A 21,262-nucleotide genomic window follows, 5' to 3' on the forward strand; every position below is an offset into this window, starting at 1 on the left:
TGGAGAGAGGTCAGTGGCCACGGCTGTCGGCGGCCTCTGCTGGTGTGGTGGTGCCCAGGGCTGTGGCTGGGGTGTCGAGTGCGCCGATGAGGGCCAGGCGCAGATCGGTGTCGGCCAGCCAGAAGTCGCGCTGCGCCTCGATGGCGCGGGCGCTGGCGGCGGCGGCGGTGCGGGCTTCGGCCAGCAGGTCCCACACGCTGGCCAGCATGCCGTTGTAGCGCAGCGTGGTTTCGCTCTGGATCAGCGTGCGCAGCGGTAGCACCTCGTCGCGCTGCTGGCGGGCCAGGTCGTGGCTGGTGCGGTAGGTGAGCCAGGCGGTGCGCACCTCGGTGCGTGCGCGCAGCGCGGTGTCTTGCAGCTGGGCGGCGTTGCGCTCCACCTCCAGCCGCGCCGCCGTGCGGGCCGTGCCACCCCAGTCGAACAAGGGCAGGGGCAGCTCCAGCTCCCACCCCCGGGTGGTGTCGCGGTGGCCGCTGTCCCGCTCTGTCGTTGTGTTGCGCTGGTAGCCCAGGCCCACGCTGCCAAACAGGGCGGCAGCACCGGCCCAGCCTGCGCGGGTGCTGGTGGTGTCGAGCTGGCGGCGCGCGGCCTGCAGGTCCAGCCGCTGCGCAAGGGCCTGGGTCTCCAGGGCCTGGGCGTTCAGTACATCGGCAGGCACTGCGGGCAGGGCAGGCAGGCTGCTGGCCAGCGTGAAGCTGGCGTTGCCACCCCACAGGCCCAGGGTGCGGTGCAGTTGCTCGCGCGCCGTGGCGGCGGCCAGCTGTGCTCGGGCTTGGCTGGCGCGGGCATCGCTGAGCAGGGCTTGCTCGCGCGCCCATTGCAGGCGGCTCCAGTTGCCGGTGCGCGCCATGCGCTGGGCCAGCTCGGCACCGGCCTCGGCGGCCTCCACCATGCGGCTGTGCACGGCGGCCACCTGCTCCGCGGCCACGGCGCGCAGCCAGGCGCGGCGGGCATCGGCGGCCACCTGCAGCACGTCTTGTGCGGCCAGCAGGGTGGCATGGTCGCGGGCCTCGGCCTGGCGCTGGGTGCGCCAGGGCAGGGTGATGAGGTCCAGCAGGCCGAAGCTGAGCGATCGCTCGATCTCCCGCTCGTGCCCATTCACCAGCCGCCCCAGGGTGAGGTGCGGGTTGGGCAGTTGCAGGGCCTGCACACGCTGCGCATCTTGAATGCCCAGCTCTGCCAGCCGCACTCGCAGCGCGGGCTGGTGCAGCAAGGCAATGCGCACAGCGTTGTCTTGCGTCAGTGGCTGGGCCAGCCAGGTGCGCAATTGGGCCTGTGCCTCGCTGCGTGTGGCCGGGTCAGCGGGCGGGAGTTGTGCGGCCAGGGTGGGGGCGCTGCGGGCTGCTTGCTCCATGGCACGGCCTTGCAGGCCGTCGGGCGACACGCTGGCGCAGCCTGCCAGCACCGTGAGGGCGGCGGCTGCGGCGGTCAGTCGCCAGAGGGTGGGCGCAGTGGTGTTCATGGGCGGCCCCCTGGGGCTGTGGTGGGTTGGTTGGTGTGGTGGCCGTGGGGCATGGGGTGCGGCCCCTTGTCATGCATCTGCTGGGGCATCTGGTGGCGCATGCCGGGGTGCGGTGTGCCATCTGTTGTGGCTGCTGGGGGCGATGGGGTTGGGGGTGCCACAGTTGCGGCAGCGTTGTGCGCCTCCCAGTTCACGATGTCGGCATGGCCGCGTGGAAACTCGGCCACGGCACGGTTGGCGGCAGCCCAGTCCACCTCGGCGGGGGCTTGGGGGCTCTGCAGCGGCAGGGTGGGGTGGTGCAGCGGCGCTGGGGCGGTGGCCTCATTCGAGGCGTGCGCTGGCTGCGCCAAAGCGGGGGCGGCCAGGGTGCTGGCCAGCAGCCACGCCAGCAGGCACTTTGTGGTTGGCAGGCGGAAAAAGGGCGGGCAGCGCCGCTGAGGGGCACAGGCCCAAAAATCAAGGTGCGATGGCATCGCGATCTCCAAAAACAAGCTCGAAGGAGCGTTGCAGTTGGCCGATTCAGGCCACTGCAGACGCACTACGGGTGTTGGAGCTCAGGCGATGGGGGGCTTGTGGGCCGGCGCGACAGGGGCGTTGGCGGGTGTGCGCACGGCGCGCGCAATGGCGGCTGTGGGGGCTGGGCCCTGTGCGGCTGGCGGGGCCGCAGGCAGCACCATGGTGGCATGGCAGATTTCGCACACGGTGCAGGTGCTGCCGTGGCCGTCTGCACAGGTCGATGTGGGGGCGGGTGTGGCTGCTGCGGTGGATGCGCAGTGAGAGTAACCGTGCACCTCACCCTCTTCACTGTCGTCGCAATGGGCTGCCTGCGCAGCCGCGTGGTCCATCGCACCGTGGTGGTCGCTGGGATGTGCTGCCTCGGCATGTGGGCCACCGTGGGCCGCTTCGCCCATCTGTGCTCCTGTCTGTGCGGCCATCACCTGGCTGTGGGCCACAGCCACCGGGGGCAGCATGCCCGCTGCCATGGCCGTACCCACCAGGCCACGCAGGACCAGGAAGGTGATCAGCAACAGGGACAGGGCGCGGCGCATGGGGTGAATGATACGGCGGCGGTGGGGTTGGTTCCGCAGCGCGGCCTTTTTGATCCGCGCTCAGGTCGCCATGTAGCGGCCGGGCCGGTGGTTCATGGCCAGCACCAGGTTCAGCGCTACGGCCCCGGCAATGGACCACACCACACGCAGAGGCTCCACCGTCCACAGGGCCAGCAGCACGACGCAGCAGTCCACGGCCATCTGCACCTTGCCTGCGCGCCAGCCGTAGCGGTCTTGCAGGTACAGCGCCAAAATGCCCACGCCCCCCAAGCTGCAGCGGTGGCGAAACAGCACCAAAAATCCGGTGCCCGTGATCAGCCCGCCCGCAATGGCGGCGTACAGCGGTTGCAACTGGGCAAATTGCAGAAACTGCGACTGCAGCTCGGTCAGCAGCGACAGCAGCAGCACGGCGATGAAGGTCTTGACGGTGAAGGCCCGGCCCAGTTTGCGCAGGGCCAGCCAGTAAAAGGGCAGGTTCACCACAAAGAAAATCTTGCCGAAGCCAATGCCCGTGGCGTAGTGCAGCAAAAACGCCAGCCCGGCGGTGCCGCCCGTCAGCAAGCCGGCACTGGTGAAAAACGCCACGCCCACCGAAATCAGCAGCACGCCGGTGAAGATGGCAACGGCGTCTTCGGTCAGCGAGTGGGGCACCGCAACAGGGGGCGGCGTGACGGGGGCGGCGGTGGAGCGGGACATGGCGGCAAAAGAAAGGGAAGGCTGGATTGGACCATGCAAGCCCTGTGCCTGGGCTTGCTGTGGGTCAAGAAGCAAAGGGGCGCTGGCGTTGGTTGGGCCAGGGGCTTTTCAGGTTTGTGCTCTGAATGCTATCAATTAAATAGCTGGTAGCGCTTGATTTTAAAGCGCTAGAGGCAGTTTTTTATCAAACAAGCGTTCTGTTCGCGCGTGCAGAGATACCAGGGCCAGCCTGGCAGCGTGCCGCGATGGCATGATGAAAACCTTCAAGTCACTTAAAGGCATGGCTCTATGGCGCAGTCGCTGGCATTGCATCGCATTGGAGAGGCCGCCCGGCAGTCTGGCGTGTCGGCCGCGAATATCCGCTACTACGAAAAAGAAGGCTTGCTGCCGCCCGGCGCCCGCAGCGACAACAGCTACCGCCTGTACAGCGCGGACGATGTGCACCGCCTGCGCTTCATCCGCTTGTGCCGCGCCATGGACATGTCGCTGGACGAGGTGCGCACCCTGCTGGCGCTGGACTGGGGCCGCAAGGAAGACTGCCATGCCGCCTGCGACACGCTGGACGAGCACCTGCAGCATGTGCGCACCCGGCTGGCAGAGTTGCAGGCCCTGGAGGCCGATTTGCTGGCCCTGCGCAGCCGCTGCGACGGCACCGACGCGCAGTGCCACATCATCGAGGCCCTGCACCAGCGCGCCGATGCCCAGGTGCCTGACACGCTGGCCGCCTTGGCGGGTGCGGCGCTCGGCAAGCGCCATGTCTGACGCGGTTGCCAGCGATGCTGTGAGCACCTGTTTCAGCGCGCCCAGGGCTTTGGATTGTTTTGCTATTGATTTGATAGCTAATCGCGCTTTATCCAATGGCCCTAGAGGCCTAAAAGGCTTGTGGTGCTGCGGGCCAGGGGCTTGCCACTGCGCTGGCAGCACCTCGCTATGATCCGGCCATGATTTCGCACTGGCCCGGCCTCTCCTTGCCCGAACGTGTCTGGAGCGTGGTTCGGCGCTGGGCGCTGGCGTGGTGGCGCATTCTGTACCTAGGGGCGGTGGTGCTGGTGCTGGTGTTGTCGCCATCCAGCTACGGGCGGGGCACACGCCGCGCCCTGGCGCGCCACCTGTACCTGGACACTGCCCCGGTGCTCATTGGCTTCACCGTGCTGGCGGCGCTCATCAGCCTGGTGCTCACGCGCATTGTGGTGGTCACTGCGCTCAGCTACGGCTTGTCGCGCTACGCGCTGGAGATGGTGATTCGCGTGCTGGTGCTGGAGCTGATTCCGCTCACGGCCGCGCTCTTCGTGGCTATGCGCTGCACCATCCCCAACGGCACGCAGCTGGCCCTGCTGCGCCAGTCAGGCCGGTTTGACCACCTGCGCCGTTTGGGGGCTGACCCGGTGCGGGTCGAGCTGCTGCCGCGTGCCGTAGCGGGCGTGTTTGCCTGCATCACTCTCGCCGCACTCAGCTGCGTGGTGGCGCTGGTGCTGGCGTACCTGGGGGTGTACGGCTTCAACCTGGCGGGCCTGCCCAGCTACACGCGCATGTTCGGGCAGGTGTTTGCACCCGCCGTCACACTGGTGTTTGTGATCAAGACCTTGCTGTTCAGCCTGGCCGTGGCGCTCATCCCCATGGCCGCTGGGCTGTACGACACGGGCGAGCGTGCCCAGCCCGACTCCGAGCTGGGCGGCCTGGCGCGCATGTTTGCGGTGCTGCTGCTCATCGAGGTGGGCTCGCTGGTGGGCAACTACTACTGATGGCCATGCGCGCGCACTGGCCCAACCCCTGTTTCTGATGCCATGAATCCTCCATCATCCCCATCCCCTTCCAATGCGCCGCCACAGGAATCTGGCGTTGCCCCTGTGGAGACCCTGCGGCCGGTGGCTTACCTGGAGCTCAAGGCGGCTGCGCTGTTGTTGTTCACCGTGCTGTTGATTGCCGGGTCTGGTCTGTACCTGCTCTATGCCCGGGGGGCTTTCGAGCCCACGCAAACCCTGGTGCTCACGGCCGATGATTCTGAGGGCGTGGTGGTGGGCATGGACATGACGTTCTCGGGCTTTCCCATCGGGCGCGTGCGCCGCATTGAGCTGGCCGAAACCGGCAACGCCCGCATCATCGTGGACGTGCCCCGTAAAGACGCCCACTGGCTGCGCGAGTCCAGCGTGTTCACCCTGGTGCGCGGGGTGGTGGGCGCCACCAACATCCGAGCCTACAGTGGCATCCTCACCGACCCCTTGCTGCCCGACGGCGCCACGCGCCCCGTGCTGCGCGGCGATGCCACCGCAGAAATTCCGCAGCTGATGGCCTCTGCCCGTGAGCTGTTGGGCAACCTCAATGCCTTGACGGCGCAGGACGCCGCCCTGGGCAGCAGCCTGGCCAACGTGCAGGCGCTCACCCAGCGGCTGAACGGTCCCAGCGGCGCACTGGGCGTGGTGATGGGCAACGAGGCCGACGCCAAGAAAGTTCTCGCGACGCTGGAGCGCTCCAACACCCTGCTGGCGAGGCTGGACGGGCTGGCCAAGCAGGCCGATCGGCAGGTGTTTGGCGAGAACGGCAAAGATGCCCTGGTGCCCGACCTGCGCGCTACGGTGGCGCAACTCAATGGTTTGTTGGCAGACACGCGCACCAGCCTCAAGAAGGTGGATGCCGTGCTGGCCGAGGCCCAGGCCATCGGTGCCAACGCCCGTGAAGCCACCACCGACCTGGGCGCGCTGCGTGCCGAGGTGGAGAGCAACCTGCGCCGGGTGGAAGGCCTCGTCAACGACATCCAGCGCAAATGGCCGTTTGCGCGCGACACGGAGATCAAGCTGCCATGAGCTTTGCACCTAACACCGGATGGCGCCACCGGGCCTTGCGCGGCGCCCGGTGGCCTTGGCTATTGGCTTGCGCGGTGCTGGCTGCGTGCTCCAGCCAGCCCCCCGTGCCCGACTGGCAGATGAATGCCCATGCCGCCACCCAAAAAGCCCTGAACGCCTATCTGACGGGCCAGGCGCGCGTCGAAACGCAAGAGTGGGAGCGTGCCCGACAGGCATTGGCTAGCACCGGCCGTGCCGACCTGCTGGCCCGCACTGAGTTGCTGCGGTGCGCCGCCCAATCGGCCAGCCTGGCCTTGGCAGGGCCCTGTGCGGGCTTTGAGGCCCTGCGCCGCGATGCCGCCGCGCCGGAGTTGGCCTACGCCGACTTTTTGCAAGCCCAGCGTTTGACGGCTGCGCAGGTCGCCGTGCTGCCACCACCCCAGCGCGCCGTGGCGCAGCGCCTTGCTGGCACTGCCAGCGGTGGCGATGCGGCAGCCATGCTGGTTGCTGTGGAAGATCCTTTGTCTCGCTTGGTGGGGGTTGCGGCGCTGTTCCAGGCCGGACAGGCGGGGCCTGCGGTGGTGGCGCTGGCGGTAGACACCGCATCAGCCCAAGGGTGGCGCCGCCCGCTGATCGCTTGGCTGACCGTGCAGGCTGATCAGGCGCAAGCTGCGGGCGATGTGGACACTGCAGCCCGTGCGCGCAGGCGCTTGGCCGTGGTGGCGCCCTGAACGTTGCTTTGAATCGACGGCGGTAGGGTGGGGCTGCGAGGGGTGCGCAGGCCTATGCCGCGCTGGGCTTGAGCGATCAGGCCATAGCAAACCAATTACATGCCCCACGCCCAGTCTCAGTTTGTCAGTGCGAGGCAGACGCCTCCAGCGGTAACAATGTGTCCCACTGCGCGGGCAGCAAAGGCAGCGAATCCGCAGATTGCGCCACCCACTCTGGCATGGCGCCAACCAGTGCGGCCGCCACGGCCAAGGCCACTGTGACGAGGAACGCAAGCACGGCAGCCGTTTGCGGAGAGAGGTGATGAAGTGTCATGGCATAGCTCCTTTCAGGGGAGTGCGGTTAATCCAAGCATGGCGGCATCGCTGCCGGATGAGACGGACCGCTCTTGCGCAATTCAAAGGTGCGGGGGCCGCAATGGCTCACCCCGCGCCAGCCTCAATGGCCAGTGGATGAGATTCCACCAAACCTGCCCAGTTCCGTCTGTAAGACAAGTGCTTATCTGGCATGCAGTTTGTGACCAGTTGTGTCGTGCTCGCCATCTGACAGAGGAGGCGGTGTTGGCTTTATGAAGTCTGCACTTCAAAGTACATGCCTTCTGCCTCCCCCAAATCCCGAAACCCGGCTTGGCGGGCTGCGCTGCAGGCTTTGGCCCAGCGCGCAGCCAGTTCCATGTCGGCCTTGGAGATTTCATCAGCGCTGGCGCCTTCCAGGTCTCCCATGGTGTCCAGGGCCGCGGCCACCTGCTCGGGCCCGCCCAGCGCGTTTTCCAGCGCTTTGGTGTAGCGTGCTTCTGCCGCAGCAACTGCTTTGGCGGGCACATCATCGGGGTAGTCACGCAGGGTGACGGTGTACAGGGTGTCAATCACTTCCATGCCGGGCTCCTGGTTTTGAATACTGTTTAAATATACAGTATTTTGAAGTGCAGAGCGAGGGCGGCGTGTTGAGCGGGTTTGGGGATGGATTGTTGTGGGCGCTGAATAAAGGAAAAAGAAGTGTTTTGCTGGTTGCGCCATGGCTCTGCCGTATGGGCGCATGCTTTGGGCCTGACGGCGTACACGATGTGCCCCCAATTTTCTCGGATGGGGTGGACTGGTTTGGATGAGGATGGACAGCTAAGATGCTGATTCCAAAGGGGAAATAAAAAAGGCCGGAAGCTTGTGGAAGCTTCCGGCCTTATCTGTGGTGCCCGGGGCCACTCTCACAATCTGGGCGCTAACCCGCATGAATGCTCACTCTCTGCTTTGTGCTGGCAGAATGTGCCCCCATTTGTGCCCCCAGCCCTTTTTGGTGCCCCCTTGAAACTCACAGACACGAAGCTCCGCACCCTCTCCGAACCCGGCAAACACTCAGACGGCCTGGGCCTTTATCTCGAAATCACCAAGGCAGGCGGGCGCTACTGGCGCATGAAGTACCGCTTCGCAGGAAAAGAAAAGCGCCTGGCCTTTGGCGTGTACCCCGACATCAGTTTGAAGATGGCCAGGGAGTCCGCCAGCAAGGCCCGCAAGTTGCTCCAAGACAACCAGGACCCCGGGGAGGCCCGCAAGGAGCAAAAGGCTCGGGTTGTCCACGAAAACCGTAACACCTTCGAAGCCGTGGCCCGAGACTGGATCGATCACCAGTCCGCCCGCTGGGAGCCCGTCACCATGGGCCGCATCGCGGCCTCGCTCGAAAACGACATCTTTCCCACATTGGGTTCACGCCCCATGGCCAGTCTCAAGGCCCGAGATGTGATGGAAGCGGTCAAACAGGTCGAAGCACGCGGCGCGGCCGACCAGGCTGGCCGGGTGCTGCAGCGCGTGAAGGCCATCTACCGCTGGGCCGTCACACACCAGCGCATCGACGTCAACCCCATGCTCGATCTCGTGCCCTCGGAAATCCTCAAACCTCGCACCGTCCAACACCGGGCCGCCCTGGCAGAAAAAGAGCTGCCCGAGTTCATGCTCAAGCTCACGGCCTATGACGGCTCCCCGAGCATCGTTTTGGGCCTGCGCATGCTCATGCTCACGGCCTGCAGGCCTGGTGAAGTGCGCGGCGCGCGCTGGGTGGAGTTCGACCACAAGGCGGCCCTGTGGACCATCCCCGCAGAGCGCATGAAGATGCGCGAGGAACACCGCGTGCCCCTGTCCAAACAGGCCCTTGAAGTGCTGGACAAGATCGAAGCCATCAGCGGTGGCCGCGAGCTGGTGTTCCCAAGCCCGTACTACCCCAGCAAGCCACTTAGCGAGAACACCTTCAACTCAGCGCTCGCGCGAATGGGCTACAAGAGCATCGCCACGGCCCACGGGTTCCGGGCCTTGTTCTCGACCGTGGCCAACGAACACGGATGGAACCCGGATGTGATTGAGCGGCAGCTCGCGCACCGTGAACAAAACGAGATCAGAGCTGCATACCACCGGACAACGTACATGGCGGACCGGACGAGGTTGATGCAATGGTGGGCGGATTATCTGGATGGAGATAAAAAGGTGTTTTGAATATGGTTCGCATCCTAAATGTGTGTAGTTGCGCCAGTAATTTGATGCGATATTTATTCGTCGCGCTCAATATTTAATTTTGGTCTAGGGCCATGCCTCATATATGGGAGGTTATTAATTTTTTCAGCCAAATCACCAAAATCATCATTTTTTGAAAACAAGAAACGCTCGCTCCAATAAACTTGAAGGGCGTTAACTATTTTTGATGAATTTTTGGAGCCTGAAAGAATGTTTGCAACTTTAAATGTTCTGTCTACGATCCATTCTTTCTCTGGTGCAAATTGATTTATCACCCCTTGCACGATTGATGGGCACCACATGGCAAGGCACAGATCGGGAGAGAGTGGTATATAAAACTCAACTCCTATTTTCATAAGTCCAGGGAAATCTGACCAGTCCTTATCGATTTCATTCTTTCGAGCGACGGGGTGGTCACCTATGATGAATGGGGTTTCTTGGCTTCGCTCAATAAGCATCCAGATTTTATTTTCGAGATATGGCGCATACATTGGGGCGTCGACCCGAATTGCCTTGGCTGTACCTGCCTTTAGGTCATTTTCCGTAGGCTCAGTGACAAAATCTTTAAGTTTCTCGTCAAGGTTGGATATTTCTTGACCATTTTCTGTAAGGAGTTCGCGAAATCTCTTAACCAATCTTTTGATTTTTTCCTGTGGCATTTTAGTTCTTGCCATTTGAACTGCAAAGAAAAATGATAATTCAGATTTTGTGGCGCTATTAATGCTGTCCAGATTTTTGGATGAAACTATTTCGTCAATTATTGGGGCTGCTTTTGTTTCTAGTTGGGATAGCCATTCCTCCATGGAGTGATTGATTCCATCTTCGCTGAAGTTATAGAAGTAATTTTCGCTAGCTATATTTTTCTGATTCTCTGGAAAAGGTCGAGTATTTAGCTTGTCAAATACATGTAGCCGTCCTTTGTTTGATGAAAAGTTTTTCAATAGTAATTGAGGAACGTAGTGATGATTTTTTGCGTGGGTCATGGTGTTGGTATTATTCGAGTGAGTAATTCAAGTTGGTTTCGATTGTTGGCGTTTTATCAGATTTGTAGTATTTAGGGGCCGTATCGGAGAGAACGCAGCGCCGGGCGACCCACATCGATGAGCTGCGGGTTGCCGTGCATGTTTGAGTAGCGTACTTGTCCTGGCGCGGCCAGAGGCCAGCCGGAAATCCCAGGGCAATGACTCACTGCATCGAGCAATTCGCATGCATCCAGATCGCGCTAAACGCCCGATCCCGACTGCGCAGTGGTAAGTGCTTTCAACATCATGATTTGATGCGTTCCCGTCAGCCGACTGGCGAGCGGTTTTGGGTTCAAGGTCGGAGGCATTGCCGCGAGGTCGTGGCGCGCAGTGGAGACCCCGCCTCGCCTGCCCGCTAAACAGCGCTGTTTTGCTGACACTGACGGCCCGCCAAATGCAACGCCCGGTGCGGTTTGGCGGCCGGTTTTTTCGAGCTATGAGTTGACGTGATTTGACTGCTTTTGCCTGACGTTCAGAGCTTGCATGGGAGGTAGCTTGAGTACAGAAATCGCCATCCCAGGTTTTCCCATGCATCGGTGCGGCCGACGTGCTCTTGAAGTGGCGACATGACGTAGTCGGCATCGCCCACAATGACTGAATTCTCCGGATCGTTACGTTATGACGAGTCCGACTTCAGGTCCCGTTACCTGGACTTCACCCGGTTCAATAGACACCTATCAAGGTCGAAATTGAACTGGAGAGTGAGAAATGAAGAGAGTGCGATACCCGGCTGAGTTCAAGGCAGAAGCCGTCAAACAGGTGACCGAGCGTGGTCATGGGGTAGTGGATGTAGCCAAGCGATTGGGCATGTCGGACAAAAGCCTGTACCTGTGGGTGCGGCTTGCCAAAGAGCAATCGAGCGCAGGGGGGGCAGAGACAAGCCAGCTCAAGGCCGAGGTATCCCGGCTCAAAGCGGAGCTCAAAAGGGCCAATGAGGAGCGCGACATCCTAAAAAAGGCCGCAACGTACTTTGCCAAGCTGTCCGGGTGAAGTACGCATTCATGGCCGAACATAAAGGCCAGTTCCGGCTCAGCAGCATGTGCCGCGTTCTGCGCGTACAGCGCAGTGGCTATTACGCTTGGAAGGCCAATCCAAAGTCCAAACGCGCCTTAGCCGACGATGTCTTGCTGGCAAGCATTCGGCAATCCTTTGACGACAGCCACGGGATTTATGGAAGCCCACGCATCCTGCGGGACTTGCGAGAGGACGGTATGGCGTGCGGTCAAAAACGTGTAGCACGCCTGATGCGCCAGGCCCAACTGCGCTCAGTGCGTGGTTACAAGCGGCCACGCTACCGAGTCGGTCTTCCTGCGACTGCCGCACCGAACCGGTTGCAACGTGAGTTCACGGTCACGCTACCGAACCAAGTGTGGGTCACCGACATTACCTATATCCGAACCCATGAGGGCTGGTTGTACCTAACGGCCGTAATTGACCTGTACTCGCGCATGGTGGTCGGCTGGGCGATGAACTCCAGCATGGCTACAGAGTTGGTGTTGGATGCGCTCACGATGGCAGTGTGGCGCAGGCGCCCAACGGGTCCAGTGATGATCCATTCCGACCAAGGAAGTCAGTTTGGCAGTGACGACTTCGCCCGCTGGTGCAAGGACAACCAATTGGTGCCAAGCATGAGCCGACGTGGAAACTGTTGGGACAACGCGGTAGCAGAGTCCTTCTTCAGCAGCTTGAAGAAGGAGAGAATCAAACGCCATATCTATGCCACCAGGCAAGACGCCAAGTCAGATGTGTTTGACTACATCGAAGGTTTTTACAATCGAATCCGTCGGCACAGTCACCTAGACCAACTGAGTCCGCTGGCATTCGAACAACTTCGAAACGGAAGTTGAAATATGTCTACGAAACCGGGTGAAGTCCACATCGCATCGTTCTTCTTGAACAGCGCCTCTTTCACGGCCTTCGTCTTCTCGAAGTTCGCGGCCGCGAGCAGTTGCTTGAACTCCAGCGTCGCGGTCTCTGCCGCAGCCTCATGGGTGGCGATCTTGCCGCGCAGGTCCGCATGGCGCTGCATCAGCTCGGCGTACTGCTTGCCCGAGCCCTCGTTGAAATCCGCGCAGGCTTTGAGCAACGTCTCCAGCGCGATGTCGTAGGCCGTCTGGGCCTGGGCCAGCTCGTCTTGAATCGTGGCGGTCTTGGTGGTGTGGGTCGTCATGGTGGTGATTCCTTTCAGCAATCGGTGAGAACAACTTCGGCGGTCTGGGTCTTGCCCGAGCGGGTACTGAATTGCAGCGACAGCTTCTGATCCACGGCAGAGAACTCCCCGGTGATCTTGTGCAGCTCGGTGCGCGCCTGCGTGTACTCAGCGAGGGCGGCTTCGAGCTTGCGATTGGCGGATACATAGGCTTCGCGGGCTTGGGATTCATTGGCAAACATGGGTGATCTTTCAGAGGTAAAAAAGGAAGGGAACAAACAGAAAAAGGAGAACAAAAGGGGCGGCGGAGCGACCTAGCAGAGCAGGGCCATGCAGCGATCAATCCGCGTCCAGCCACTCGATAAACCCGGTCTCTTGCAAGTGGCTGCGGGCTACATGCCGGGCCGCAGGTGAGAACTTCCCGATGAGGCCGCGCAGCACAACGCGCAGGGCCTGCAAACGGGCCGCCAGGGGTTCATGCGCTTCACGCAGCGCCGCCAGCTCAGCGGCCTGCGCTTCGCAGCGCTTGCGGGCTGCATCGAGTTGCATGCGCAAGGACTGCGCGTCGTCACGCAGGGCAGGGGCCGTACTGGGTGCGGGTGATGGCAGAGGCAAAGCCAACCGCGACGACAACGGGGCAGCAGCACCGGCGCGCAGTGCCTGCAACTCCGCCTTGCGCTTCTCGCGGTGCTTGCGCTGGCGCTCTGCGTTGGACATGGCCACCTTCGATGCAGGGGCCTGGGTTGATGTGCTGCGCGTGCTCATGGCGCCCCCAGTTCCACCGCGTTCGGGTGGAAGAAGTGACAGTGCTGCAGCACGTTGGGCGCAGGCGTGAACCACGGATTGACCCCGGGCATCAGGCCCTTCTGTGCCATCGCGCAATAGCCCTTGCGCTGCAGATGCACGCAGTCGCGGCAGCGGTGGCGCTCGTCATCAACAAACAACGCGCCGCGCAGCCGCAGCAAGGCCACGAGGCCCGCGCGGTGGTCGCGGATGGCCACCCGTTGGTCGGGGCGCAAGGCACTTGCGGGCGAGACCTGCAGGGCTCCGGCATTCGTCACAGCCAGGGTCAAACCCGCTGATTCCAGCGTCTGCAGAATGCCCCGCGCGGCCGTGGCCAGGGCCTTGTCGGCATCGGTCAAACCGGCGTCAGCGCAAAACGTGCTCGGTCGATTCGCCGCCAGGAACCCACCAAAGCCCACCAAACCCACCACGGCGGGATCGCTCGAAACGGCATCGGTGCAAATTTTGTGCGCGCCGTTGACCGCCAAACACCCACCAAAAGGCACCAAACCCACCAAGTCCGGGTCGGCCTGCGTGCCAGTTTCTTCCCCCGACTCGCAAAACTCGGTGCGCCGGTTGTCCGAAGTTAACCCCCAAAAGCCACCAAACCCACCAAAGGCGATGAATGCGGGACCGTCATTGGAAGAACTCCACATCGTCACCGGCCGAATTGGCCGCACCGCCCGTATCGGAAACGCTGGCACGCGGATCGGCTGGAGAAAACCCTCCAAAACCCCCCAAACCCACCACGCCGGGTGCCTGGGAGGTGTCCGAACCCCCGTTTTTGGTGGGTTTGGTGCCTTTTGGTGGGTGTCTGCCGGTCAACGGCGCGTTCACGTTTTGATTTTGCGAATCGGCCGGTTCGTGTCCGGTCTGCCCCGGATTGGTGGGTTTGGTGGCTTTTGGTGGGTGTTCGGCGGCCGATGGCGCGTTCACGTTTTGCGTTTGTGGTGCCGATGCCCCCACCTTGCCCACCGACCAATGCAGCACCCCGGCCCGCAGGCCAATCCGCACGAACTGCTTGCCGCCCACGATGCGCCCGGTCATGCGTTCCACCCACCGCCCCAGCATGCGCGAGTTGACCTTTCCAGCTTGGCCAGCGATCTCGTCCATCGCCCCGCCCAGCCGTTCATCGGTATCCCCGCGCCGGATGACACTGGCCACGGTCGTTTGCATGCCCCCGAACGCCTCGTGCCAAGCCTCCAGCATGGCGGCCAGCTTGGTGGTCTCCGGGTCTTGTTCAAACGCTCGCGCAGCCGCCTCCATCGGGTCCGCCAGCGTGGGCAGCTCTGCGTCTGCCGATTGCTGCACCAGCCCCGCCAGCCAGCACAGCGGCTGTCTCACCAGATCGTCCCAATGCTCAAAGCTGGCCGTGCGCCCTTTGGCCACTTTCGGCCGCCCGGCCGTGATGTAGGCCCGCACGATGGTGAGAGCTGCCACCACGTACTGCAGCCGGTCATTCGTCATCATCTGCGCCGGGTCGAAAGAAAAATCCCGCGTGTAGGGCTTCTCGCTCTGCGTGTCGATGCGGGCGGTCAGCACGCGGCGGCAGGTGTCCGAAGTCATGCGCAGGTTGTTGCCCGTGGCGATGAACAAGGCCCGGTTCGGGAGCGTCACGGTCTCACTACTGCCCAGGATGCGGTCGGCGAAGGTCGGCGCAGTCAAGAACGCATCGAGCGACGCAGAGCCCAAGGGCTCGCGCACGTTGTCCCAGAGCACCACGCGCTGGCCCTCGCGCAGCACGGCAAACAGCCGCTTGCGGGTTTCTTCGTCGGTGTCCGCTGGCGGCAGGATGGCCGGGTCGGTGCCCATCGCCAGGATGCCAATGCAGCGGGCCAACAAGGTCTTGCCACTGCCTGCGGCCGGGGCGTCCAAGCCAATGCCCGGCGCCGTGGGCAGACTCGCCCGCAGAGCGGCCGAAAGCAGGCCATGCAGCACCACGCCGCGCGCCACATCGTCCACCAGCGGGAACAGCGCGAGAGGCCGCCACAAGAACCGCAGGGCCGTGAGTGCGTCCGCAGGCGTGGGACTGCTGGGCACCTTCGGCGGGTTCGGGTGCTCGCTGTAGAACAGCAGGCCCGACACATCGTCATGCCCCGGGCGGTCGAGGATCGAGCCGTCGAGCCGCAGCGTGGGCGCAGTGACCACGGCCACCAGCTTCTTAAAACCCCGCTCGCCATGCTTGGCCAGGATGGCGCGGGCCACCCCGAGAGGCGCATCTTCTGCACCTTCTTCGGTCTGGTCATCACCGGCCGAATCCTTGCGCTTGCGCACCGAATAGAAGTCGCACACGCGCCCCATGTGGTCGGTCAACCAATCGGGAGAGACCGGCCGCGCCTTGCCCTCGCTGACATACGCAATCGCTCCCTCGCCGTAGTCGAAAAGCTCCCCGCGCGACTTCAAAACCGACAGGACCGCATCGGTCGTGGCCACCCGCATCCCGCGCCCAATCTGTACGCGCGCCGACTGCCGCATCAGCTCAAAACGCATGCCCCCATGGCGGTGCGTGTAGAGGTACGGCCGCTGTCCGCTCTTGAGGTTCACCACGGCCACGCGGCGGTCGGTGTCCGGGTCCAGTGGGTCCGCAAACTGGCTGTTGTGCCAGCGGTCGGGGGCATCGAGGATCTCCCCCACCGACACGGGTTCACCCTCTGCCGATGTGAGCATGAAATGCCCCATCAACACGCGCTTCTCACTGGCCCGCACCAGCACATCCCGCGCCTTCTCCAACGGTATGCCGCGCCGCATGGCCAGCGATGGCGCTTTGGCATTGGCCCAGCGTTCCCGCTGCGCTGCACACTGCCCGGCGATGGCCTCGCGCTTCGCCCGCTTGAGGCTCTGCACCTGTTTGCGGGTCTCCCCATCGCACTCGATCAAGCCGAGGTCGAACAGGCCGTCCGGATCGCCATAGATGCGCGCTGCAGCACCGGGCCGGTCCAGGCCATCGAGCAGCACGGGAGGCGCGCAGAAGTCCAGCCGCTCGGGTTGCCACACGGTCGCATCAATGAGGGACCGCTCCAACGCTTGGCCAGCTCGCCCGACCTCATACCAGCCTTGGCCAAATGCCCACAGCAGCGTGAACAGCGTCTTGCCCGCGTCCGGGATGCGTGAGGCATCACGAACAGGGATGTAAAGGCGGTGCCGGTCCAATCCAGAGAGCACACGCCCATCGGGCGCCTGCACACCGGCCGAACAGCTCGGGCGCCAGAGCATCGGCGCATCAGCGAGCGCGGGGCATGCGTCTATCAACCGCTGGCGCAGCTCGTCCGCGTTCAGCTCCCCATTCGGGCATCCATCGTGATCGAGCATCAGCACGCCCGGCCCGCGTGGAAACGCGAAGTGCTGGCGTGTGCGAGAGATAGCGCCGTGCGCTCCATCGTTCACCTGAGCATCCCGCTCCGCCACGATGGCGGCTTGTTCCTGCGCGCAGATGCCCCAGCCCACGGCCTGGGCGGGGTTGAGGTGGTCGAGGGCCTGCGCGAGTTCGTGCAAGCCACTGACGCGCACGCGCTGCGCGGTGCCCGCCATCATCGACGCGGCCGCCTGCTTGTTCAGCGTGCCATCGCGGTTCAGGCTCAGCACCTTGGTGAGCCGTTCGGGCTCGGTGGAAGTGAACACGGTGAACTGCAGCGCCGGTGCGCGGGTTGGTGTTGTCGCTGGTGCCTGCGTGCTGGTGTCGTTCAATGCCGCGCCCGTGCTTGTGGCGTTGGCCTTCTTCTTTGCCATGGTGATTCCTTCAAACGTTGGGGCGGTGGTGGTGTCGGCAGTGCGTGGCGTGATCGTCTGCACGTAGCTGGTGAGACCGCAGCGCGCAGCCTTGCGCGCCAGCTCGCAGGCGGGCACGGCGTGCGCGGCCTCGCTGGTATCGGTGAACACGTGCAGATGCGTCACCTCGCGCGGCCACCGAAAATGCGCGAGCGCTGCAGCGTCTGCAACAGCCCACACCGGCATGCGCAGGGCCGCCGCAAAACGCAGCGCGGACACGACACCCACAGCGACACCCAGCACCACGCCATCGGCCTGCACACGCGGTGCAGACAGCCGCACGGCCGCGCCCTTGATGTGTCCATCGGTGCCCGTGGCCTTGATGAACGAAGGCACCGGGGCGGGTGTGCCGTGCGCGGTCAGGTAAATGCGCTGCAGGGCCACCTTGTGGCGCTCCGCAGGCCGGTGCAGCCCGTGCGGGTGAACATCAATCTCCAGCGCGGCCAGCAGCGCGGGAAACGTGCCCAGGCATGCTGCCCGGCCGGTGTGGTCGGTGTGCCAATACTCCAGCGCGGGATGCAGGCGCAAAGCGTCGGGCCAGTTCGCGGCGTCGTGCCCCTGCAAGCCTTGGCGCACCAGATAGTGGTCTGCAACATCGCCCGATGTGATGGGCTGCGCCTCGCTCCACAGCTGGGCGATGCGCTGGCGGTTCTGTTCGTAGGCGTGCCGTGGATTGGAGCGGCGCGCGGGCTCAGTAGATTGCGCTGGGCGTGCAACTTGTGGGCTGTACGCGCGCAGGTCCACCGCTGGCAATCCATGCGCTGCAGGTTCCAGGCAGGGCTTGTGCGCCGCTGGGCATGCCCTGCAGGCGGTGCGGCGTTCCACGTAGCCAGCCACCACCATTCGGTCAAAAACGTCCAGGGCTTGCGGTAGCGGAAAGTTGTCGCGGCAGCCCTTGCACGCTGGTGCGCCTGCGCGGCGCGGGTTGTCTGGCGTGCTGCTCATGACACCCTCCGCACGCTCAGCAAACGCAGGTCTCCAAAGCGCTCGAAAGCGTTGGAACCGATGGCCGCATGCGATGCGGCCTGCTGGGTGTAGCGGTGGAAGGTGCCCGCCCCGTCAATGCACTTGATGAGGTAGGTCTTCATTGCAGGGTCTCCCGTGCGCAGAGGGCGCTGTGCAGGGTCCGCAGCGTGGAGTCCAGCGCGTCCAGGTCCTGAGCGAAACGCTCATTCACCAGCCGCAGCAGGGCGCCCAGCTCGTCGCGATGGGCGACGATGGTCTGGCTGTCCTGCGCGCCGTGGCAGCTCATGAGCTTCTCGATGGCGCCATAGGCCTGCAGCGTGGTGCGCAGGTCGCCCGCGTTGTCGTTGGCATCGATGGCCAGCGAGTGCGGGGCACGGTCAGACAGCGGGGGAGGGCAAGAGCAAGAGGGAGAGGAATGCGCGCGTGCAGCTGCGCCGGACGCGGATGCGCCCGAGGGGATACGGTCAGCCATGGGAGGCCTCCAAGCGAGTGTGGTTTGCAGAAACCACCGCACCCGAGACCAATCGAGGGCGGCAGCTCGAACAGGTTGGTCTACCGGACACCCGCTTGCGCGAACCGGCGAGCCTTGCGGCTCCCTGTCCGAGCCGCCAAAAACTGGAGGCACGAACGAACAAGCCGCAGGTGCTCTGCGGAAGAGACTGCGGCTTGCGTCGCAGCGGATGTAGCGGGAGACCAATCCCGATTACGCCTTTTTGTGACGTAACGCCCGAAGTATAGACCCGCTTGGTGGGTTTGGTTGATTTTGGTGGGTGTTTGGGGGCGAACTGGCGCGGCAAGTTCGCGGCGTGTGCGGTATTGCACGGACGGCAAACAGGCTGGCCAGGACTGCGGGAGCTGGGGGCGGTGGGCATGGTCATCAAGGGCAAACAGGGTTCTTCGGGCGGAGTTCGGGCCGCAGGGCCGCAAAACGGCTCCGCAAGGCGGTGCGGTGGGGTGGGGGTGGACCTACGGCGCTAGGGCGGCCGATTCGGTCTCTGTGGCGTCGGTATCGGTGCCCGGGCGGTCGGCATCTGCCGGGGGCAGGCGGTCGCACTGGGCGATGGGGTGGCGTGCCATCTGTTCCATCACGTCACGGCGCCGGACGTGTGGGCTCAGGGGCAGCAGGATGGATGGATCAGGCGTGGCCGATGGGGACAAGGTGCGGTTGATCTCCATCGCAGCGGCGAAGGTGTGGCCACAAGCCGGGTTCTTGCAGATGAGGAACATGTCGCGCAGCAAGGGCGTTATCTCGATGCTGTTGCGAACACTCGCCCAGCTCTTGCAGTGGGGGCAGCGCATTCTCATGAGCGGCTCCGTTTGGTTGCAGCGCTGGCCGTTGCGCGGGTGCGCGCTGCCTTGGGCGCGGGTTTGGCAGCAACGGGTGCGGGCGGTTCGATGGGCAGGGCGGCCGGTGGGCGGGCAGCGATCCACGCATCAATGTCCGACTCACGCCAGGCCACCGCGTGGGCGGTCAGGTTCACGGCGGACGGGAAGGACTTGGCCTGAATGCCCGCATAGATGCTGCTGCGGCCGAGGCCGGTCATGTGCTTCACATCCGCCAGGCGAAGCAGGCGGTCGCGGAAGGGGCGCAGCGGCTGGGCTGCGGTGTCTTGGGCGTCTCGGATGTCTGTGGATGAGTACATGGCTCTATGGTCATGTACGGATGGCTATGGACAAACGAGTGCTGCATGTGTGCGCGCTCTACACATGCTGAAGTTGGGCGAAGTGGGCGGGTCGGACGCCGAAAGGCGGACTTTGGGCAGGTGGTCAGCTCGCCGCGTGGTGGGTTTGGTTGGATTTGGGGGGTTGTGGACGGCCAATCGCGCGCCCAAAAATTAGCTCAGCGGCCAGAGAGGCGAGGGCGCAAGGTCAGGTCTGGGGGCACAAACCGGCGCCAGTGGGGGCACATCCGGGTCGAACTGGGGGCACAACCGGCGGGCGGTTGGTGGGTATGTGAGACCTTGTCGGGCTCGCAAAAAAATGTGCCCAGGATCAGGTTCGGGCGCTTTTTTATGACGGAAATACCACGGGGATGCGCCGGGGCACTGGCTGCAGTCCGATGTGACCGCTGCGGGGTGCTGTCCAGCGTGCGATGCGGCCCCATCGTGGGGGCACATGCTGTAGACCTGGGGGCATATAAATGTGCCCCCACTTTTTGAAAATGTGCCCCCAAATGTGCCCCCAATTTTCTCGGATGGGGGTGGACTGGTCTGGACGGGTACGGACAGCTAAGATGCTGATTTCAAAGGAGAAATAAAAAAGTCCGGAAGAGTTTGGACTCTTCCGGACTAGTCGATGGTGCCCGGGGCCGGAATCGAACCGGCACGCCTTGCGGCGGGGGATTTTGAGTCCCCTGCGTCTACCAATTTCACCACCCGGGCGGGTAATTTGTGAAGACGCAAATTATGGCACAGTAGTGACCATGAATTACCAAACTATCGAACAAGCGGTTGGCAACACGCCACTGGTCGCGCTGCAGCGCATTGGTGCCCAGGACAACGCCGCGCGCGGCAATGTGATTCTGGGCAAGTTGGAAGGCAACAACCCCGCCGGTTCGGTGAAGGACCGGCCTGCGCTGTCCATGATCCGCCGTGCTGAAGAGCGTGGAGACATTCGCCCTGGCGACACCCTGATCGAGGCGACCTCTGGCAACACGGGCATTGCACTGGCGATGGCGGCGGCCATCAAGGGCTATCGCATGGTGTTGGTGATGCCTGAGGATTTGTCGATTGAGCGTGCACAGACCATGAAGGCATTCGGTGCCGAGCTGGTGCTGACGCCCAAGAGCGGTGGCATGGAGCACGCACGTGACCTGGCCGAGGCCATGCAAAAGCGTGGCGAGGGCAAGGTGCTGGACCAGTTTGGCAATGCCGACAATCCGCGGGTGCACTACGAAACCACGGGCCCCGAGATTTGGGAGCAGACGGGCGGGCGCATCACGCACTTTGTGAGCGCGATGGGCACCACGGGCACCATCACGGGGGTTTCGCGCTTTCTCAAAGAAAAGAACCCTGGCATCCAGATCGTGGGGGCGCAGCCGCAAGAAGGTTCGCGCATCCCGGGCATTCGCAAGTGGCCGCAAGAGTACATGCCCAAGATTTACGACCCGCGCACCGTGGACGAGCTGGTGTCTGTGAGCCAGGACGACGCCGAGGAGATGTGCCGCCGCCTGGCCCGCGAAGAGGGGATTTTTGCGGGCATCTCTGCGGCAGGCGCTTGCTGGGTGGCCCAGCAGATTGCCCAGCGCGAACAAAACGCCACGGTGGTGTTTGTGGTGTGCGACCGGGGTGACCGCTACCTGTCTACCGGCGTGTTTCCGGCCTGAGCTGGCGTCTGCCGGGCAGTGCATTGCAGAGCCCTTGTGTG

The 21,262-nt window shown here is 63.4% G+C and carries 23 protein-coding genes and 1 tRNA gene; 7 read left to right on the forward strand and 17 right to left on the reverse strand.

Features of this window, described 5'->3' with window-relative positions:
* Positions 1-10 precede the first annotated feature (10 nt).
* The 4 genes from EAG14_RS06575 to EAG14_RS06590 form a co-directional block, all read right to left on the reverse strand.
* A complete protein-coding gene (locus EAG14_RS06575) occupies positions 11-1,462 on the reverse strand; it encodes a TolC family protein (protein ID WP_121728404.1) in 1,452 nt (483 codons plus the stop codon).
* Positions 1,459-1,935: a hypothetical protein gene (locus EAG14_RS23040; protein WP_205603502.1), complete on the reverse strand. Its 477-nt coding sequence runs from the start codon at positions 1,933-1,935 to the stop codon at positions 1,459-1,461. Before EAG14_RS23040 ends, EAG14_RS06575 begins: the two co-directional genes overlap by 4 nt.
* An 81-nt stretch (positions 1,936-2,016) precedes the next feature.
* Positions 2,017-2,511: a hypothetical protein gene (locus tag EAG14_RS06585; protein ID WP_121728405.1), complete on the reverse strand. Its 495-nt coding sequence runs from the start codon at positions 2,509-2,511 to the stop codon at positions 2,017-2,019.
* Positions 2,512-2,571: 60 nt separating this feature from the next.
* Complete coding sequence (locus EAG14_RS06590; protein WP_121728406.1) at positions 2,572-3,207, reverse strand: YitT family protein; 636 nt, start codon at positions 3,205-3,207, stop codon at positions 2,572-2,574.
* Positions 3,208-3,495: 288 nt separating this feature from the next.
* On the opposite strand from EAG14_RS06590, the gene EAG14_RS06595 reads away from it, so the two are divergent.
* The 4 genes from EAG14_RS06595 (at position 3,496) to EAG14_RS06610 (ending at position 6,718) form a co-directional block, all read left to right on the forward strand.
* A complete protein-coding gene (locus EAG14_RS06595; RefSeq protein WP_099741635.1) occupies positions 3,496-3,969 on the forward strand; it encodes a Cd(II)/Pb(II)-responsive transcriptional regulator in 474 nt (157 codons plus the stop codon).
* Positions 3,970-4,148: 179 nt separating this feature from the next.
* A complete protein-coding gene (locus tag EAG14_RS06600; protein WP_121728407.1) occupies positions 4,149-4,949 on the forward strand; it encodes an ABC transporter permease in 801 nt (266 codons plus the stop codon).
* A gap of 42 nt (positions 4,950-4,991) precedes the next feature.
* Complete coding sequence (locus EAG14_RS06605) at positions 4,992-6,008, forward strand: MlaD family protein (RefSeq protein WP_099741633.1); 1,017 nt, start codon at positions 4,992-4,994, stop codon at positions 6,006-6,008.
* A gap of 119 nt (positions 6,009-6,127) precedes the next feature.
* Complete coding sequence (locus EAG14_RS06610; protein WP_240457030.1) at positions 6,128-6,718, forward strand: hypothetical protein; 591 nt, start codon at positions 6,128-6,130, stop codon at positions 6,716-6,718.
* Between the two features lie 124 nt (positions 6,719-6,842).
* On the opposite strand, the gene EAG14_RS06615 is transcribed toward EAG14_RS06610, so the two are convergent.
* Together EAG14_RS06615 and EAG14_RS06620 are read right to left on the reverse strand one after the other, a co-directional pair.
* Positions 6,843-7,031, reverse strand: coding sequence for a hypothetical protein (locus tag EAG14_RS06615; RefSeq protein ID WP_099741632.1), 189 nt, complete (start codon positions 7,029-7,031; stop codon positions 6,843-6,845).
* 251 nt (positions 7,032-7,282) lie between these two features.
* Positions 7,283-7,591 carry a hypothetical protein gene (locus EAG14_RS06620; RefSeq protein WP_121728408.1) on the reverse strand — a complete coding sequence of 103 codons (309 nt, stop codon included), beginning with the start codon at positions 7,589-7,591 and terminating at the stop codon, positions 7,283-7,285.
* Positions 7,592-8,014: 423 nt separating this feature from the next.
* Between EAG14_RS06620 and EAG14_RS06625 the strand changes: the two genes are divergently transcribed.
* Complete coding sequence (locus tag EAG14_RS06625) at positions 8,015-9,193, forward strand: integrase arm-type DNA-binding domain-containing protein (protein ID WP_121728409.1); 1,179 nt, start codon at positions 8,015-8,017, stop codon at positions 9,191-9,193.
* A gap of 53 nt (positions 9,194-9,246) precedes the next feature.
* Here the strand turns inward: EAG14_RS06625 and EAG14_RS06630 are convergent, their stop codons facing one another.
* Positions 9,247-10,194, reverse strand: a complete 948-nt coding sequence (locus tag EAG14_RS06630; RefSeq protein WP_121728410.1) for a DUF4238 domain-containing protein — start codon at positions 10,192-10,194, stop codon at positions 9,247-9,249.
* 747 nt (positions 10,195-10,941) lie between these two features.
* On the opposite strand from EAG14_RS06630, the gene EAG14_RS06635 reads away from it, so the two are divergent.
* A protein-coding gene (locus EAG14_RS06635) for an IS3 family transposase (RefSeq protein ID WP_371414366.1) occupies positions 10,942-12,080 on the forward strand; the annotation gives its coding sequence in 2 pieces (ribosomal slippage) (positions 10,942-11,191 and positions 11,191-12,080; 1,140 coding nt in all).
* Here EAG14_RS06635 and EAG14_RS06640 read toward each other — a convergent pair.
* The 10 genes from EAG14_RS06640 to EAG14_RS06680 form a co-directional block, all read right to left on the reverse strand.
* Complete coding sequence (locus tag EAG14_RS06640; protein ID WP_121728411.1) at positions 12,026-12,403, reverse strand: hypothetical protein; 378 nt, start codon at positions 12,401-12,403, stop codon at positions 12,026-12,028. The two genes, EAG14_RS06635 and EAG14_RS06640, sit on opposite strands and share 55 nt — an antisense overlap.
* A 14-nt stretch (positions 12,404-12,417) precedes the next feature.
* Positions 12,418-12,624 (reverse strand): hypothetical protein, encoded by a 207-nt coding sequence (locus EAG14_RS06645; RefSeq protein ID WP_121728412.1) that lies wholly within the window; start codon positions 12,622-12,624, stop codon positions 12,418-12,420.
* A gap of 97 nt (positions 12,625-12,721) precedes the next feature.
* Positions 12,722-13,147, reverse strand: coding sequence for a hypothetical protein (locus EAG14_RS06650; RefSeq protein WP_121728413.1), 426 nt, complete (start codon positions 13,145-13,147; stop codon positions 12,722-12,724).
* Complete coding sequence (locus tag EAG14_RS06655; protein WP_121728414.1) at positions 13,144-13,821, reverse strand: hypothetical protein; 678 nt, start codon at positions 13,819-13,821, stop codon at positions 13,144-13,146. Before EAG14_RS06655 ends, EAG14_RS06650 begins: the two co-directional genes overlap by 4 nt.
* The gene (locus EAG14_RS06660) at positions 13,802-17,875 is read right to left on the reverse strand and encodes a hypothetical protein (protein WP_121728415.1); all 4,074 of its coding nucleotides are present in this window, start codon (positions 17,873-17,875) and stop codon (positions 13,802-13,804) included. Before EAG14_RS06660 ends, EAG14_RS06655 begins: the two co-directional genes overlap by 20 nt.
* Positions 17,872-18,018, reverse strand: a complete 147-nt coding sequence (locus EAG14_RS22685; RefSeq protein WP_162995926.1) for a hypothetical protein — start codon at positions 18,016-18,018, stop codon at positions 17,872-17,874. Before EAG14_RS22685 ends, EAG14_RS06660 begins: the two co-directional genes overlap by 4 nt.
* Positions 18,015-18,368 carry a hypothetical protein gene (locus EAG14_RS06665; protein ID WP_121728416.1) on the reverse strand — a complete coding sequence of 118 codons (354 nt, stop codon included), beginning with the start codon at positions 18,366-18,368 and terminating at the stop codon, positions 18,015-18,017. Before EAG14_RS06665 ends, EAG14_RS22685 begins: the two co-directional genes overlap by 4 nt.
* 494 nt (positions 18,369-18,862) lie before the next feature.
* A complete protein-coding gene (locus tag EAG14_RS06670) occupies positions 18,863-19,201 on the reverse strand; it encodes an ogr/Delta-like zinc finger family protein (RefSeq protein WP_121728417.1) in 339 nt (112 codons plus the stop codon).
* Complete coding sequence (locus EAG14_RS06675) at positions 19,198-19,539, reverse strand: AlpA family transcriptional regulator (RefSeq protein ID WP_121728418.1); 342 nt, start codon at positions 19,537-19,539, stop codon at positions 19,198-19,200. Before EAG14_RS06675 ends, EAG14_RS06670 begins: the two co-directional genes overlap by 4 nt.
* A 653-nt stretch (positions 19,540-20,192) precedes the next feature.
* Positions 20,193-20,277: transfer RNA gene (locus EAG14_RS06680), tRNA-Leu, on the reverse strand.
* A gap of 41 nt (positions 20,278-20,318) precedes the next feature.
* Between EAG14_RS06680 and cysM the strand changes: the two genes are divergently transcribed.
* Positions 20,319-21,221 carry a cysteine synthase CysM gene (cysM, locus tag EAG14_RS06685; protein WP_099656116.1) on the forward strand — a complete coding sequence of 301 codons (903 nt, stop codon included), beginning with the start codon at positions 20,319-20,321 and terminating at the stop codon, positions 21,219-21,221.
* The last annotated feature ends 41 nt before the right edge of the window (positions 21,222-21,262 follow it).

The sequence above is a fragment of the Acidovorax sp. 1608163 genome, assembly GCF_003669015.1.
GTDB lineage: Bacteria > Pseudomonadota > Gammaproteobacteria > Burkholderiales > Burkholderiaceae_C > Acidovorax.

Coding starts and splice junctions, on each gene's coding strand:
- EAG14_RS06575 (WP_121728404.1), bottom strand. CDS start 1,462: ATGAACACCACTGCGCCCACCCTCTGGCGACTGACCGCCGCAGCCGCC.
- EAG14_RS06665 (WP_121728416.1), bottom strand. CDS start 18,368: ATGGCTGACCGTATCCCCTCGGGCGCATCCGCGTCCGGCGCAGCTGCA.
- EAG14_RS06620 (WP_121728408.1), bottom strand. CDS start 7,591: ATGGAAGTGATTGACACCCTGTACACCGTCACCCTGCGTGACTACCCC.
- EAG14_RS22685 (WP_162995926.1), bottom strand. CDS start 18,018: ATGAAGACCTACCTCATCAAGTGCATTGACGGGGCGGGCACCTTCCAC.
- EAG14_RS06610 (WP_240457030.1), top strand. CDS start 6,128: ATGAATGCCCATGCCGCCACCCAAAAAGCCCTGAACGCCTATCTGACG.
- EAG14_RS06585 (WP_121728405.1), bottom strand. CDS start 2,511: ATGCGCCGCGCCCTGTCCCTGTTGCTGATCACCTTCCTGGTCCTGCGT.
- EAG14_RS06670 (WP_121728417.1), bottom strand. CDS start 19,201: ATGAGAATGCGCTGCCCCCACTGCAAGAGCTGGGCGAGTGTTCGCAAC.
- cysM (WP_099656116.1), top strand. CDS start 20,319: ATGAATTACCAAACTATCGAACAAGCGGTTGGCAACACGCCACTGGTC.
- EAG14_RS06650 (WP_121728413.1), bottom strand. CDS start 13,147: ATGAGCACGCGCAGCACATCAACCCAGGCCCCTGCATCGAAGGTGGCC.
- EAG14_RS06595 (WP_099741635.1), top strand. CDS start 3,496: ATGGCGCAGTCGCTGGCATTGCATCGCATTGGAGAGGCCGCCCGGCAG.
- EAG14_RS06600 (WP_121728407.1), top strand. CDS start 4,149: ATGATTTCGCACTGGCCCGGCCTCTCCTTGCCCGAACGTGTCTGGAGC.
- EAG14_RS06630 (WP_121728410.1), bottom strand. CDS start 10,194: ATGACCCACGCAAAAAATCATCACTACGTTCCTCAATTACTATTGAAA.
- EAG14_RS06590 (WP_121728406.1), bottom strand. CDS start 3,207: ATGTCCCGCTCCACCGCCGCCCCCGTCACGCCGCCCCCTGTTGCGGTG.
- EAG14_RS06660 (WP_121728415.1), bottom strand. CDS start 17,875: ATGAGCAGCACGCCAGACAACCCGCGCCGCGCAGGCGCACCAGCGTGC.
- EAG14_RS06655 (WP_121728414.1), bottom strand. CDS start 13,821: ATGTGGAGTTCTTCCAATGACGGTCCCGCATTCATCGCCTTTGGTGGG.
- EAG14_RS06645 (WP_121728412.1), bottom strand. CDS start 12,624: ATGTTTGCCAATGAATCCCAAGCCCGCGAAGCCTATGTATCCGCCAAT.
- EAG14_RS06640 (WP_121728411.1), bottom strand. CDS start 12,403: ATGACGACCCACACCACCAAGACCGCCACGATTCAAGACGAGCTGGCC.
- EAG14_RS06675 (WP_121728418.1), bottom strand. CDS start 19,539: ATGTACTCATCCACAGACATCCGAGACGCCCAAGACACCGCAGCCCAG.
- EAG14_RS06605 (WP_099741633.1), top strand. CDS start 4,992: ATGAATCCTCCATCATCCCCATCCCCTTCCAATGCGCCGCCACAGGAA.
- EAG14_RS06615 (WP_099741632.1), bottom strand. CDS start 7,031: ATGACACTTCATCACCTCTCTCCGCAAACGGCTGCCGTGCTTGCGTTC.
- EAG14_RS23040 (WP_205603502.1), bottom strand. CDS start 1,935: ATGCCATCGCACCTTGATTTTTGGGCCTGTGCCCCTCAGCGGCGCTGC.